Source organism: Vibrio sp. 10N.261.55.F4, assembly GCF_041470465.1.
GTDB lineage: Bacteria > Pseudomonadota > Gammaproteobacteria > Enterobacterales > Vibrionaceae > Vibrio > Vibrio crassostreae_C.
The window spans coordinates 152,730-168,133 of the sequence record NZ_JBFRMM010000033.1 but is presented as its reverse complement, the minus strand read 5'-3'; the positions used below and the strand labels follow the sequence as shown (position 1 = coordinate 168,133).

General features: G+C 45.6%; 9 protein-coding genes. 3 read left to right on the top strand and 6 right to left on the bottom strand.

Annotation, left to right across the window (positions count from 1 at the left end; all coding sequences use genetic code 11):
- Window positions 1-76 precede the first annotated feature (76 nt).
- From rsgA to malT, 6 genes are all read right to left on the bottom strand, one after another.
- A complete protein-coding gene (rsgA, locus tag AB4249_RS16310) occupies window positions 77-1,141 on the bottom strand; it encodes a ribosome small subunit-dependent GTPase A (RefSeq protein WP_017064233.1) in 1,065 nt (354 codons plus the stop codon).
- A gap of 507 nt (window positions 1,142-1,648) precedes the next feature.
- Window positions 1,649-2,107, bottom strand: coding sequence for a copper chaperone PCu(A)C (locus tag AB4249_RS16305; RefSeq protein WP_372103959.1), 459 nt, complete (start codon window positions 2,105-2,107; stop codon window positions 1,649-1,651).
- A gap of 83 nt (window positions 2,108-2,190) precedes the next feature.
- Window positions 2,191-2,787: an SCO family protein gene (locus AB4249_RS16300; protein WP_004732104.1), complete on the bottom strand. Its 597-nt coding sequence runs from the start codon at window positions 2,785-2,787 to the stop codon at window positions 2,191-2,193.
- Entirely contained in the window at window positions 2,784-3,224 is a 441-nt protein-coding gene (locus AB4249_RS16295) for a hypothetical protein (protein WP_372103957.1), read from the bottom strand. Before AB4249_RS16295 ends, AB4249_RS16300 begins: the two co-directional genes overlap by 4 nt.
- Window positions 3,225-3,427: 203 nt before the next feature.
- On the bottom strand, window positions 3,428-4,348 hold the full coding sequence (locus AB4249_RS16290) for a DUF368 domain-containing protein (protein ID WP_017066617.1): 921 nt from the start codon (window positions 4,346-4,348) through the stop codon (window positions 3,428-3,430).
- A 568-nt stretch (window positions 4,349-4,916) separates the two neighbouring features.
- On the bottom strand, window positions 4,917-7,625 hold the full coding sequence (gene malT / locus AB4249_RS16285; protein WP_017067440.1) for an HTH-type transcriptional regulator MalT: 2,709 nt from the start codon (window positions 7,623-7,625) through the stop codon (window positions 4,917-4,919).
- Window positions 7,626-8,192: 567 nt separating this feature from the next.
- Here malT and AB4249_RS16280 point away from each other — a divergent pair.
- The 3 genes from AB4249_RS16280 (at window position 8,193) to glgB (ending at window position 15,371) form a co-directional block, all read left to right on the top strand.
- Window positions 8,193-10,646 carry a glycogen/starch/alpha-glucan phosphorylase gene (locus AB4249_RS16280; protein ID WP_372103954.1) on the top strand — a complete coding sequence of 818 codons (2,454 nt, stop codon included), beginning with the start codon at window positions 8,193-8,195 and terminating at the stop codon, window positions 10,644-10,646.
- Window positions 10,647-10,834: 188 nt separating this feature from the next.
- The gene (gene malQ / locus AB4249_RS16275; RefSeq protein ID WP_017067441.1) at window positions 10,835-13,015 is read left to right on the top strand and encodes a 4-alpha-glucanotransferase; all 2,181 of its coding nucleotides are present in this window, start codon (window positions 10,835-10,837) and stop codon (window positions 13,013-13,015) included.
- A gap of 175 nt (window positions 13,016-13,190) precedes the next feature.
- Window positions 13,191-15,371, top strand: coding sequence for a 1,4-alpha-glucan branching protein GlgB (gene glgB, locus AB4249_RS16270; protein ID WP_372103951.1), 2,181 nt, complete (start codon window positions 13,191-13,193; stop codon window positions 15,369-15,371).
- Window positions 15,372-15,404 lie beyond the last annotated feature (33 nt).

Here is a 15,404-nt window from a genome sequence, read left to right as displayed (position 1 = left end):
CTCAGGAATTAATGAGCTAATACGCGATAGGGACATGGGGCTTATTTACGTGTTGTAAACCTAATCCAATAATCGGCTATTTAGACGATTTCTTGATATTACGGCTCTCTGACTGCACGGTTTTGTACATTTTAGAAAGCTGTTTACTGTTCGCTCTCTGCTCTGCCAATGAGGCTCCATTTCTTGCTTGCTCTCTGAGTAACTTCTCATAGTTAGAGAATCGTCTTTCAGAAAGCTCACCGCTTTCAATGGCCTTGCGTATTGTGCATCCTGGTTCTGACTCATGGCTGCAATCAGAAAAGCGGCAGTGCATTGCTAACTCTTCGACGTCTGAAAAAGTTTCACTCACGCCTTCAGCGCAGTCTGCAAGTTGGAGCTCTCGCATTCCTGGAGTGTCGAGAAGCAAGCCACCTGATGCGAGCAAGTGGAGTGATCGTGATGTGGTTGTATGACGACCTTTACTGTCGTCTTCACGAATACCACCAGTTGCCTGCGATGCTTCACCTAGCAATGAGTTAACCAAAGTCGACTTACCCACACCAGAAGAGCCCATTAGCGCGACGGTCTTGCCGATTTTACACCAAGGTGAAAGTACTTGGGTTGAGTCTTGATCTAGGCTGTTGACCGCTTCGATCATCAGCATCGGGTCTAAGCTTTGTACCTGTTGTACTTTGTCTTCGTAGTCGTCACACAAGTCTTTCTTCGTCAGGACGATAACCGCTTCAACTTGTGCTTCATTTGCGAGTGCCAGGTAGCGTTCAATGCGACTCAGATTAAAGTCGTTGTTCAATGAAACCACGATAAACACTGTGTCGATATTGGCTGAAATATATTGTTCAGCCACACGACTGCCCGCAGCTTTTCGGCTAAAGAGCGATTGGCGTTCTAGTAAGCGATCGAATTGCAGTTCAGAGTTCAATATTACCCAGTCGCCAACGGTCATTGCCGGTTGGTTTTGGTGGATGGGTAGAACAATTTCACCTTGCTCTGACGCTAATGTATAGCCATTGCGGTGATGTGCGACGATACGAGCAATGACGGAGTGATCATAGTCTTCGAGTGTCAGTTGTTGTTGGAATACAGGTTGCCATCCAAGTTGTTGAAGTGACATTGGATGAGAAAATGCGTTTTGTGAATTCATGTCTATTTACCCAGACGTGCGAGCTTTCTTTTCTTGTGAGAGCATTAAAGTCTTATCAGTGCATTAAAGTCTTATGAGAGCATTAACGTCTTGTAAGATCTCAGGTTGTCGATGAGATCGAAAAGCGTTGGTCAGTTCAAAAAGCGTCGAGACGTCAAAAATGTTTGAGCTTGGGTCGAATTCAAAATCGATAGGACCCCGGATTTGAGTCATGCTTTACAGGCATGCAGATATTGATCACTTACGATCAACAGTAAACCGGGTAAAAGTGTGCGGTAGCCAGCTGATGGCTTAATGTTGGTAGTTCGAGATTAAAGTTTGATTAACCAAACAAATTAACGCGTTACTTTTACTGCCAGTTTTAGTGTTTTCATTACAATCATCTTCTATTCTCCTTGGTTTATTAATGTGTTCAGGCTTTGAATAAAAAGCGCGCTCAGTTTAACAAAAAGCCACGATGGCGAGAAGTCATCGTGGCTTAAATTATTTTATCAATTGTGAATACGATTAATGATGGTCGTGATTCATCTTTTTCATGCCGCTCATCACTTTCTTCACTGGTGCGTCGAAGGTCTGTGTTTCACCATTGGCAAAGGTCAGTATCATCTCGATTTGCTCACCTTCTTTTAGGCTACTTTTTAGGTCGAACAACATGATGTGTAGGCTACCTGGCTTTAGTACCGCTTCACCATTTGCAGGGATTGTGATTTGTTGAACTTGGCGCATTTTCATAACATCGCCATCCATGATTACATCATGAAGTTCTACTTTACCTGCTGCAGGTGTTGTTGCAGAAACAATAGCGCGATCTTTATCGCTGTGGTTCATCAGAGTCGTGAACACCGCGCTGTTCACTGCTGAAGGCGGGGTTGCACGAGCGTACGCGTCATGAACCATAATATCGCTACTAGCCTGAGCAAAAGGGGTGAGCAATAAGCCTGCTAGAGCAAGTGCTTTTAACTTCATGTTGTTGTCCTTAATTTTTATGTTTTTGGTCTGGGACCTGACTTTTCTTGAACTTTATTGAGTAAGTTCTTTATTTTTACGTTTTACTGCGTCAGCTTGTTGATAGCCTCAACAATTGGCGCTGGCGTCAACGTGTGCGGCACTTTGGTAATCAAGGTACCGTCGGGCTTTAAAAAATAAAAATATGAGCTGTGGTCAAGGGTGTATTCCAACTCTGAACCTTCCAGCTTGGTCTTTCTGAAAATAACACCGTAGTTGTGTGCAAGCGTGGTTGTCACATCCAAAGGACCACTTAATCCTTCCATCATTGGGTGGAAGTATTGTGCGTATTCGTATGAGGCTTCTGCTGCATCACGCTCAGGGTCGAGAGAGACAAACATCGGGCGAATCTTGGCTTTTGCTTCATCAGAGACTTGGTTAAGTGCTCCGGCCAACATAGCCAAAGAAGTGGGGCACACATCTGGGCAGCGTGTGAAACCGAAGTAAACGATACGAATTCTGTCATCGGTTTGGTCAAAGATTTCCGTTGGTTGGTTGTCTTTGCCGAAAAGAGTCGTTGCGGAGAACTCTTGTTTTGCAGCGTGTTGTTCTTGAACTTCGTTTTGCCCATCAAGATAGCTTTTGACACCAAAGCCAAGTACAAAAGCGACAACCAATGCTAACGACCAATTTCTACTCATCTTGCCATCCTTATTGCAGGTTTTACGGTTTCAACACCATCGGTGAGCTCACCAAGCCAAGTCATGTGATCCATGGTACACACGGGTAAAATGACATCACCTTCATAGATGTTGTTACCAGTATTTTTTAATTGGAAACGTGCTGAGCCCATTTCCATCTCTAAACCGGTCAGCGATAGCATCAAGGTTTCAGAGGCCGCGCCTTCCCACACCACTTTGATTTTTGTTGGGACTAGAGGTTGAGCTGTTTCATGCTCAAGGGTCATAGCAACGCTGTCTTGCTCACACCATGTTGTTGAAAGCATGCAGTAGTCATCTAAGTTGACGTCGGCAGTTGAGTGCTCCATCGCTGATTTAAACTGCTGAATTGCTTGCGGCCCATAAAAGCCTGCCACGAGAGCGATCCCAACAGCAGCAACCTTTAATGCAGAGTGCATGTCGTGTTCTCATTTAATTTTATAAGAGCGGCGATGTTATCACACCCCTCAATACGTGCTTGTATCAAAAAGCAATTTTGTGCGTATGGTAGAACTAAAAAAGCGAAGCCATTGGCTTCGCTTTTGTCTGTTTAATAGATAGGTGAGCTTAGTATTTCTAAGCATTATCCGTTCTAAACGCTTTCCAGAAGTAGGCTGAATGATTAGTCAGCGTTGCGCTCTGCAAACTTCTCTAGTCCTAGAACCAATGCAATCGCAACAAACATCATCACAATAGCCATTACCAGCTGAGAAGGCTGAGAAGTTACCGCTTCAAAATCAAACGGTGATAGGTTTTCTTGAATCAGAGGAACTTGTTCACCTTTTGAGTTTGTGCGCCAGCTGATGGTCTCTTTCCAAGGCCAGATCTTAGGCAGCGTACCGATCATCAAACCGGTTAAGAATACCAATGTGAAGTCGCGGAATGAACGCAATAGCCAAGACAGTACATGTGAGAAAGTCAGCAGTCCGATCACACAGCCCGCAAGGAATAGCGCAAGTACATCGACTTGAAATGATTTAACGGCGCCAAGCACGGGGCCATACATGCCAATCAGGAGCAGAATAAAGCTGCCTGAAATACCGGGTAAAATCATCGCGCAGATAGCAATCGCACCCGCAATCAATACGTTGATGCTGGTTGGTTCCATTTGCAGCGGTTTAAGCACGGTAATGCTATAAGCGAAAGCAACGCCAAGCAGCAAAAACACGAAGCGAATCATATCGCGTTTCTCTACTTGCTTAAGAATATGGAAAACCGAGACCAAGATCAGGCCGAAGAAGAAAGACCACAGTGGAACAGGGTGGGTGACTAATAACCAAGAAATCAATTTTGCGAATGTCGCAATGCTCGTGAATACGCCCGCGAACAGTGAAATTAGGAAGAAACCATTGATGTGATTAAACGCGGCTTTGAAGCCTTCGCGTTTCCATAAGCCAAGTACGCTAGGGTTAATTCTGCGAATGCTTTCTAGTAGCGTATCGTAGATACCAGTGATGAATGCGATGGTTCCGCCCGACACGCCAGGAACAACGTCTGCTGCGCCCATAGCCATGCCTTTGAAAAAAGTACTTAAGTAGTTCATTGCTTCATAGAGTTGAGGATGATTTTGTGCAGTATACAAACTTTAGTGTAAAAAAAGTATGAATATGCTTTTGGGGAAGGGCTTTTATTACTCTATTAATTGTAAGGCAATAAGTTGAAGTGAATATTTGCCTAACATTTAGATAACAACCACTTAGTGATTTGTCATTAAGAGCAGCGATGAAACTGATCTCTTATCGATATTGCATCTTGGTTGCATTATGCAAATGCACTTTGCAATTCGCATGACAAATTCATGGTTTTTATGCGATGCAGGGCTTATAAAACGTCGAATAAAAGTTGGCACGCTAACTGCATTATATACATTGACCCTTCTTAAGCCGAGGGTCACCTAGCCAACTGACGTTGTTAGTGAACCTATGATTTGTTCACAAATATATAGAGCCAATCGCGATTATTGCGGTTGGCTATTTTTTTGCCTGTCGTTTGGTGATCGTCTTTTTACTTTTCCCATTCCTACATTTTTAGGTTCTAAACTTCAGATGAAAAAAAAGCCAGCCACCATCGGTGACTAGCTTATGTTTTCTCGAATCAATCTCGAATCCGTTTTAGTACCCCATCAACTGCAGCAAGTTTTCCGCTGTGCTGATTGCTTCTTTACGGTTAGCAATATTGAGTTTTTGGTAAAGGTTACGGATGTGAGTCTTGATCGTGGTACCCGCTACATCGAGTTCTTGAGCGATCTGCTCATTACTGAATCCTGAATAGATCAGACCAAGCACTTGCCATTCACGCTGAGTGAGTGGGCTAGTGCGCACCAGCTCAGGGATATTCGGGTGATTAACCAAGTTCTCAACAAAGTCTTCATCGAAATGCACCGAACGACTGCGTTGGGTCGTGGAGATATCCTTCATGATTTGTTGCGCGCGGTGACGTTCTAAATCACCTAAGCCAGGCTTGTTGCTCAACTTATCCAAGATATGCCCGATAGTCCCACCGTCGACTAAGAAGTTACCGACCATACCGGTTTGGTTAGTCATATGAAGCGCTTCTTCAAGCAGTACTCGTGCGCTGTCTTCATCGTTAATTTGTGTACGTAACACGGCTTCAACGATCAAGTTGCGGTTGGTGTCTGTAATCAGGTGCGAACGCTGGGCTTCACTCTTAAGGAAAGTTAGCGCTTCTTCTGCGTCTTCATACTGCTCAAGGATGATGTGAGCACGAACGATGTTTCGCCACTGAAGTTGGCAGAAGTGGTTACTTGCCGATTCAGGTCGAACAGCCACACTCAGCCAATCACGGATAGCTTCTTTATCGCCTTTTACTTGCCAGAACAGAATCAAAGAAAGAGAAGCATTTGCCGTCCAATCTACGTGGTAAGTCGATTGACGCAATAGGTGCTGAATCTGGTCGATAAATTTCGACGCTTTATCAATCTCACCACGGCTCAATGAAATACGAGCCAACATAGAATAGCTGTGCAGGTGTTTACTCGGAGAGTGGTGACCAAGGATATCTAAGCCTTTGTAGCAACACTCTTCCGCTTCATCTAGTCGGTTCCAACACCAGAAGATCTGAGCGCGAACACGCAGCAAGAATTCGTGCAGAGGTACGTATTGCAGCTGATGTTCTTCAATCAATTTGAATGCACTGTCTTGTAGCTCAAATGCAGCTTGAACATAACCTTGAGCAATCAAGATTTCGCTTTGTTGCAGAATCGCCCACAGGGCCTGATGGTAAACCTGATACTGACGTGCCAGTTTTTCTGTTTGTTGCATCATCGGTAGCGCACGGCTTAGGTTACCCATTACGTGATTCACTTCGCCTACAACCGAGGTTGCGACAATGCGGCTACGATAAACGGTGGTGTTCAACTGACTCAACGAAAGCTCAGCCAATTCCAATGCTTTCTCAGGCTCATTGCTGTTGATGGCAACTTGTGCGCGTAAGGCGTTGTATTGGCCTTGCTGCTGAGTATCGAGTTCAATGTTTCGAGCTTGATATTGAGTCTCAGCCTCTTCCAACAAAGTACCCACTTGGTCATAACGGTGCTGACTTTGTGCAAGCCAAGCACGCAACATCGAAAGCTTTGGCTCACTGTAAAGTTGGTCGGTAGTCAGTTGCTTGATCGCCATCTCTAGTGACGACAGCTCACCTTGGTTGAACATCGGCCAACCGTGCTCAGTCAGGATTTGAATGATCAGTTCTGGATCTTCAGCGCGCTGTGCGTGACGTAGTGCTTGGTGTGGTGTGTTTTGCTTGATCCACGCTTTTGCAGCACTTCGATGCAGTTCTGCTTCTTGCTGAGGAATTCGAGCTTGGCGCTCATGTGCGAGGAATTCACCAAATAGATTGTGGAATCGGTACCAGTTTTTCTCGCCTTCAAGCGGGTAGATGAATAAGCCAAATCGGTTGAGTGATTCGATCATACCCAGTGCGTCTTCACGCTGTGTAAGCGCGCAGACTAATTCGTCATTGAAATGATCAAGTACTGAACACTGCATTAAGAACTGTCGGGTTTCTTTATCCAGTAGATCGAATACTTCTTCAACCAAGTAATCCCAAAGGTGGGCATGGTTAAAGTGAGAGAATGACTCTGCGGACTGTGCAAGAGTGCGTTTTTGGTGTTGTGCTTGTAGCGCGATAAGTTGTAGTGCAGAAGGCCAACCTTCTACATAACTACAAATGCTATCTGCCGTGGTGTCATCAATGCCGTCGGCTACGCGTTGGTTGAAAAAGCGTGTGGTTTCTTCGGTATCAAACGCCAACGAGTCATTACCTAATTCGATCATTAAGTCACGAACGCGCAGGTTTGCTGTACCAAGTGGTGGCGTACCACGACTGGTGACAACCAACGTTAGGTTATCGGGCATGTGTTTGAGGAAGAAGCGCATGGCTTCGTGGATGTCGTCATTGTTGACCAAGTGATAGTCATCCAACACCAGAAAACACTCGTGATGGAATTCCGACATCTCGGCAAATACTTCACTTAATAAAGAATGCAGCGATGAAAACTGTCGTTTTTCTGCCAGCTTTTGGGCATTCGGACAGGCATTTTGAGTCGCTTTATTAAGTGATTGAAGTAGGTAGTTGATAAAGCGGAAGGCATCGTTGTCGCTATCATCAATGCTGTACCAACCCACATTGGGTTTATCTACCAACCATTGTGCAGCCATGGTGGTTTTGCCGTAGCCCGCTGGAGAGCGGAACAACACAAGCTTATAGCAATCTGCATTGTGAAGCAGATCGAGAACCCTAGGTCGTAGGATTGCATTATGTAAGCGGCCGGGACGAGTCAGTTTCGAAGGGATCCACATATCGAAGTTTTACACCTATTCCGTGGCTATGTTCTGGAATATCCCAATCTATCGTTGAGTGCACTCCAATGACATGAGCCTAATTACTTAAGTCTTTACTCATATTACGTGAAGCCAAACGTTACCGACTACGATCCTCCTCAGAAACCTTGCACTCCTGCATGTTTTTGGGTGTCTACGCCCTTTATTTGAGACTTTGCTCACGTTGCGGGTTGGTTTGTGAATGTGACTTCGTTCATCCCTACACGGGAATCTATGCAAAAGATGAGAGTTGGAAATTATTTTCGTGATCTGAATATCAGATTTGACAATGACTTTAATCTGGTTAAATAAAAGTCACATCAATTGAAGTTAAGTTATCGAACGGGAGCTTGTGATCTTAGTCACTCCAAGTTTTTGTTCTCAGTCAGAACATGAGAGTCAGATCACTAACCCTAAGTCGGTACGCCCCCTACGCCCTCCCATCTACTCCTAGTCAGTTGCATTAGCGGGAGGATGTTTAGTTTATGGTGACCATGCACGATATGTCACAGATGAATTAGAACTATTAAAAGCGAGATTTCTGAAATGAAACCAACTCAGCAAAAAACTTTCGATAAAGTGTCATTCCAAGAGAGTGTTAAGAAACATTTATCTGCAACCTACGCAACAACCGTTGAAACAGCAGACAGCCGTTCATGGTATCTAGCAATGGGTCGTGCTCTTGCAGAGCTAACGACTTTTGACCTGCTAGAAACTGAAAATGATGAAAAAATTAAGAACGCTAAGAGCGTTAACTACCTATCACTAGAGTTTTTGATTGGTCGTCTAACAGGTAACAACCTGATCAGCATGGGTCTTTACGAACAGATCACTCATGCAATGGAAGAGCTAGGTCAAAACCTAACTGACCTTCTAGAAGAAGAACGCGACCCATCACTAGGTAATGGTGGTCTTGGTCGTCTAGCTGCTTGTTTCATGGATTCTTGTGCCGCTCAAGAATACCCAACAGTAGGCTACGGTCTTCACTACGAGTACGGTCTATTCAAACAATCTTTCCAAGACGGTCGTCAACAAGAAGCACCTGACGCATGGCGTGGTGTTGAAGGTTACCCATGGGAAGTAGCTCGTCCAGAACTAGCACAACACATTGGTTTTTACGGTCATGTAGACGTTGAATTCGTTGACGGTAAAGAAGTTCGTACTTGGGTTCCAGGTATGGAAGTAAAAGCAATGCCTTGGGATCTACCTATCGTAGGTTACGAGTCAAACACGGTTTACCCGCTGCGTCTTTGGGAATGTCAGGCAATCGCACCATTCTCGCTAGCAAGCTTTAACAACGGTGATTACTTCGAAGCGCAACACTCGCTAATCGATGCAGGTAACATCACTAAAGTTCTTTACCCGAACGACAACCACGAGAAAGGTAAGACTCTGCGTCTAATGCAGCAGTACTTCCATTCAGCAGCATCGGTTCGCGATATTCTACGTCGCCACGAAGCAGCAGGTTTCTCTCTAGAAGATCTGCCTAAGCAAGAAACGATTCAGCTTAACGATACGCACCCAACGATTGCGATTCCTGAGCTAATGCGCATCTTGATTGACGAGAAAGGTCTATCTTGGGACCAAGCATGGGAAATCAGTGCTCATACGTTCGCATACACGAACCACACACTACTTCCTGAAGCACTAGAGACTTGGTCTGAATCACTGATCAACCGTCTTCTTCCACGTCACATGGAAATCATTTTTGAAATCAACCACCGCTTCATGCAAGAAGTTCGCAAGATGTGGCCTGGTGACGGTGAGAAGCAAGCGAAGCTTTCTATCATCCAAGAAGGTTTCCACCGCATGGTTCGCATGGCAAACCTATGTGTGATTGGTTCTTACAAAGTAAACGGTGTAGCTGCGCTTCACTCACAACTGGTTAAGAAAGACTTGTTCCCTGAGTTCAACGAAATCTTCCCAGGTAAACTGACTAACGTAACGAACGGCATCACGCCACGTCGTTGGTTGAAGTTCTGTAACCCAGGTCTATCTACGCTAATCACGGGTAAGATCGGCACTGAATGGCCAGCAAAACTTGAGCAGCTAGAAGGCATCGCTAAGTTTGCAACAGACGCGAAATTCCAAAAAGAATTCATGGCTGTTAAGAAAGAAAACAAACAGCGCCTAGCTGATTGGGTTCAAGAGAACATGGGTATCGAGCTAGATACTAACGCTATCTTTGACGTGCAAATCAAGCGTCTTCACGAATACAAGCGTCAGCACCTAGATTTGCTACACATTCTATCTCTGTACCACCGTATTCTTAACGAACCTGGTTTCGAGTGTGAGCCACGCGTATGTTTCTTCGCAGCGAAAGCAGCACCGGGTTACCACCTAGCGAAAGAGATCATCTTCGCGGTTAACAAGATTGCAGAGAAGATCAACAACGACCCTCGCATTGGCAGCAAACTGAAAGTGGTATTCATTCCTGACTACCGTGTAAGCATGGCTGAAATCATCATCCCTGCAGCAGACGTTTCTCAGCAAATCTCACTAGCGGGTAAAGAAGCATCTGGTACGGGCAACATGAAGATGGCTCTAAACGGCGCGCTAACTATCGGTACGATGGATGGTGCAAACGTTGAGATTCGTGAAGAAGTGGGTGATGAAAACATCTACATCTTCGGCCTAGACGTTGATGGTGTTCAAGCTCTGAAAGCTCAAGGCTACAACCCATACGACTACTACAACGCAGACCCACTGCTGAAAGCATCTCTAGACCTACTGACTGGCGATGAGTTCTCTCCAGGTCAACCAGGCCTTCTACGTGCAACGTTTGATAGCCTACTAGACGGTGGCGACCCGTACCTATGTCTTGCTGATTTCGCCTCTTATGTGAAAGCACATGAAGACATGGGCACGCAATACAAAGACCAAGCAGGTTGGGCTAAGAAAGCAATTCTTAACACAGCATTGGTTGGTAAGTTCACATCAGACCGCTCAATCCGCGACTACGTGAACAACATTTGGAAACTTGAAGCGGTTAACCGTTAATACTTCCAAAGTAGCCAAGGCAGTCTCTGCCTTGGCTCAATTAGCTTGTGAGCAAACGAAAGGCTTAAAGGTTTGTCGTTTATAAACAAGCTGCTTACAAACCGATTGTCACAAGCTAATTGATTAGTAAAAAATTAAATTAACAACCCTACAAAATTGAAAGCGTCAGAACGTTTTCGGAGAGAGCGATGAAAGAACAGACCGTATTAAAACAAGTCGCAGAAATGGCAAACATTGCCGACAGTTACGTTAGTGCGTGGGGCGATGAAGCACAAGTATCAGACGAGACGATCACGTCTCTATTGGCTTCGTTGGGCTACGATACAAGCAGCGATGATGCACTGCTTAAGTCAGCAGAAAGAAAACACAAAAAAGATGTACTAGACCCAGTTCTTGTCTTGCGTGACGGTGAGCCAGTAGAAGTGGCGCTTAATCTAGGTGTAAGTGCTCGTGAAAGTGAGTTCAGCTGGCGCTTAGAAACCGAGCAAGGAGAGGTACTTGAAGGCTATCTTCAATCTCAAGTCATTCGTGACGAGCGTGCCGAGGGTGGCCCTTTAGTGTTTGCATTGCCAAGTGATTTGGCATGGGGTTATCACAAGCTCATTGTGAGCCGTAAGCGCCGTAAGAAGCCTTACGAGATGACACTGATTATTACGCCAAAAGCGTGTTTCAAGCAGTCACCAATCGAGCAAGGCAAAAAGCTTTGGGGACCCAGTGTTCAACTTTATACCCTAAGAACTCAGCATAACTGGGGTATTGGTGATTTCGGAGACCTAAAACAGCTTGTTGCGGATATCGCTTCTCGTGGTGGTGACTTCGTTGGTCTAAACCCAATTCACTCATTGTTCCCTGCGAACCCTGAAGGTGCGAGCCCATATAGCCCATCTTCTCGTCGCTGGTTGAACATCTTATACATTGATGTGAGTTCAGTTCCTGAATTTGCACTAAGTGCAGAAGCACAACAAACAGTCGGCAGCGCAGAGTTCCAACAGCGTCTACAAAAAGCGCGTGAAGCACACTGGGTAAACTACACCGAAGTGTCTGAGCTTAAGATGAGCATCTTGCCTCTGCTATTCGCAGAGTTTAAGACTCGTCATCTAGACAAAAACAGCGACCGTGCACAAGCGTTCTTAGCCTTCGTAGAAGAGGGTGGCGATAGCCTGATGCATCAAGCGGCGTTTGATGCTCTACATGGTGAACTGCATGCAGAAGATTCTGGCATGTGGGGATGGCCGGTATTCCCTGAGAAGTACCGTACATTCGACAGCCCAGCGACACAGAAATACATCAAAGAGAACTTAGAAAACGTTCATCTGTACATGTACCTGCAATGGCTAGCAGATTGCCAGATCAACGATGCACAGTCTCTTGCAGAAGAGAAGGGCATGGCTGTTGGCCTGTACCGTGACTTAGCGGTAGGTGTTGCAGATTCAGGCAGCGAGACTTGGGCTGACGAAGGCAACCTAGTGATGGATGCGAGCATTGGTGCTCCACCTGATATTCTTGGTCCTTTGGGTCAGAACTGGGGTCTACCTCCGTTAAACCCAGAAGTGCTTCAAGAAACAAGCTACGACGCTTACATCAAGCTACTTCGTGCGAACATGAAGCACTGTGGTGCACTGCGTATCGACCACGTTTTAGGTCTACTGCGCTTGTGGTGGATTCCAAAGGGTGAGAACGCAACTAAGGGCGCGTACATCTACTACCCAGTACAAGATATGCTGTCTATTCTGGCGCTTGAATCTCACCGTTACCAATGTAGCGTTATCGGTGAAGATTTAGGAACGGTACCGGATGAGATTGTCGACATCCTTGCAGATGCTGGCGTGCACTCTTACAAAGTGTTCTTCTTCGAAACATCAGAAGATGACGGTGGTTTCATCTCACCAAAACACTACGCATCACAATCGATGGCCGCACTGTGTACTCACGATATGCCAACGCTTCGTGGCTTCTGGCACTGTGATGACCTGAAAATGGGCCAAGAGATTGGCTTATACCCAGATGCAGAACAATTAGAAACCTTGTTCGATGACCGCCTAGAGTGCAAGCAAGGTATCTTAGATTCAGTAGCATGGCATGGTTTCCTACCAGAAGGTGTGGGCCGCGATGCGAGCCAAGTACCGATGGACTCTTACCTTGCTGAGGCACTTCAACTGCACGTAGCGGCTGGTGGTTCAACACTACTGAGCGTTCAGCTAGAAGATTGGCTAGAGATGGACAAGCCAGTAAACATTCCTGGCACGGTTGATGAGTACCCTAACTGGCGTCGTAAACTATCAATGAACTTGGACGAAATATTTGCTCACGAAGGTGTTAATCGTATCGCTTCTAAGCTGACTGACGTTCGAGAAAAAGCAGGTAAGTAGTGACATTGAGTGACTTGAAAATAGGTGGTTTTTTGCTTACGCCGTACGAAACTACAACCTCGGTCACTCAATAATGAATGCTCATCTGGTAGAATAAACCGTCGTTATATTGCCCGCACTAATAGCGGGCATTTTTGTATTATATTTTTTGGATGTTTGGTTAGGGAGAAGCGTTTTGGAACTAAGTTCGATTTCAAAGCAAAAACAAATATATACCCAACTATCACAGGCTTGTTTTACTGACCCATTTGCGTTTTTAGGGCCATACCTACCTTCAGAGCAAGGTGCATTACGTGTGTGGATTCCTGGGGCAAATAAAGTCGAGTTGATTGTTGGAAAGGAACCTCGTATTGAGTTAGCGCGAGAGGGTGAAAGTGGTTTCATTCTTAAGCAAGAGAGAGACTTACGTTTTACTCACTATAAGCTTGCGGTTGATTGGGCTGGCGTAGAACAGATCATCGATGATCCTTACCAGTACCACGATCTGTACGCGAGTTATGAAGATCTTCATACACCGAAAGATATGTATCATCACATGGGGGCTCAGTTTATTACGCTAGAGCGTGATGGACAGACGATTTCAGGTACGCGTTTCTTGGTGTACGCACCGCATGCAACTGCGGTAAGCTTGGTGGGTAACTTCAACGCTTGGGATGGTCGCCGCCACCCAATGCAACGCCTAGATTACGGTATGTGGGGCTTATTCATTCCTGAACTGGAAGAAGGCGCTCAATACAAGTTTGAATTAAAAGGACCAAATGGCGAAGGCTTACCACACAAAGCTGACCCATGGGGTTTCTACTCTGAGCAATACCCATCGTTCTCATCTGTAACTTACGATCACGCTCGTTACCAGTGGCAAGATACTCAATGGCAAAATCGCCCGGTAACGCAAAAGCGCAAAGAAGCGCTTTCGTTCTATGAATTGCATGCAGGTTCTTGGAAGCGTAACGCTGAAGGTGAATTCTTAAATTATCGCGAGCTTGCGGCAGAGCTGATCCCATACCTAACGGATCTTGGCTACACGCACGTTGAACTAATGCCAGTTTCAGAACATCCATTCTACGGTTCTTGGGGCTATCAGCCTGTAGGTCTATTTGCACCGACTAGCCGTTTTGGCTCTCCAGATGATTTCAAATACTTCGTCGATCAATGTCACCAAGCGGGTCTCGGCGTTGTTCTGGACTGGGTTCCTGCTCACTTCCCAAGTGATGATCACGGCCTAGCAAACTTCGATGGTACGCCATTATTCCATGATCCAGATCCACGTCGTGGTTGGCATCAAGATTGGAACTCGTACATTTACGATTTAGGCAAAGAGCATGTTCGTCGTTTCTTAGTTTCTAATGCACTGTACTGGTTCGAGCAATTCCACATTGATGGCATCCGTGTTGATGCGGTTGCTTCGATGTTGTACCTCGACTATTCGCGTAGCCATGACCAATGGATCCCGAATGCGGATGGCGGCAACGAAAACTACGACGCTATCGCAACCCTTAAGTGGATGAACGAAGAAGTGTATAAACACTTTCCGAATGCGATGACGATTGCTGAAGAATCAACGGCTTTCCCTGGTGTTTCAGCACCGACTTTTATGGGCGGCTTAGGCTTTGGCTTTAAGTGGAACATGGGTTGGATGCACGACAGCTTGTCTTACATTCAAGAAGACCCAATCAACCGTAAATATCACCACGATACGATTACCTTCCCACTGGTTTACGCACACAGTGAGAATTATGTATTGTCTCTGTCTCACGATGAGGTGGTTTACGGTAAAGGTTCTATCCACAACAAGATGCCTGGTGATGAATGGCAGCAAACGGCAAACCTACGTGCTTATATGGGTTACATGTATGCGCAACCAGGTAAGAAGCTGAACTTCATGGGTGCAGAATTTGGTCAGACGGCTGAATGGAACCATGACGACCAGCTGCAATGGTTTTTGCTGGATTACGAGCGTCATCAAGGTGTTCAGCGTTTAACGAAAGACCTGAACAATCTGTACCGCTCTGAAGCTGCAATGCACGATCTTGATTTTGATCCGAAAGGCTTTGAATGGCGTCTACAGGACTCTGCTGAAGCGAGCATTCTTGCGCACGAGCGCATCAGTGAATCTGGTGAGCGAGTATTGATAGTGTCTAACTTTACGCCAGTGCCTCACGAGCATTTCCGCTTAGGTGTTCCTGCAAAAGGTGAATACGCATTGTTGTTGAATACAGACTCTGTCGACTATGCAGGCAGCGGTTTTGAAGTGAAGCAGACTGCTGAGATTGAATCTGTAGAAAGCGAAGGGCTAGACACATCGATTGAGCTGCGTTTGCCGCCGTTATCGACCGTTTTTTACAAGCTAAATTAGGTCTATAAGTTGAGCAGGTCATCGCTGCTCACT

Excerpts from the sequence above, each read along its gene's own strand:
- rsgA (WP_017064233.1), bottom strand. The coding sequence starts at position 1,141 with ATGAATTCACAAAACGCATTTTCTCATCCAATGTCACTTCAACAACTT.
- AB4249_RS16305 (WP_372103959.1), bottom strand. The coding sequence starts at position 2,107 with ATGAAGTTAAAAGCACTTGCTCTAGCAGGCTTATTGCTCACCCCTTTT.
- AB4249_RS16300 (WP_004732104.1), bottom strand. The coding sequence starts at position 2,787 with ATGAGTAGAAATTGGTCGTTAGCATTGGTTGTCGCTTTTGTACTTGGC.
- AB4249_RS16295 (WP_372103957.1), bottom strand. The coding sequence starts at position 3,224 with ATGCACTCTGCATTAAAGGTTGCTGCTGTTGGGATCGCTCTCGTGGCA.
- AB4249_RS16290 (WP_017066617.1), bottom strand. The coding sequence starts at position 4,348 with ATGAACTACTTAAGTACTTTTTTCAAAGGCATGGCTATGGGCGCAGCA.
- malT (WP_017067440.1), bottom strand. The coding sequence starts at position 7,625 with ATGTGGATCCCTTCGAAACTGACTCGTCCCGGCCGCTTACATAATGCA.
- AB4249_RS16280 (WP_372103954.1), top strand. The coding sequence starts at position 8,193 with ATGAAACCAACTCAGCAAAAAACTTTCGATAAAGTGTCATTCCAAGAG.
- malQ (WP_017067441.1), top strand. The coding sequence starts at position 10,835 with ATGAAAGAACAGACCGTATTAAAACAAGTCGCAGAAATGGCAAACATT.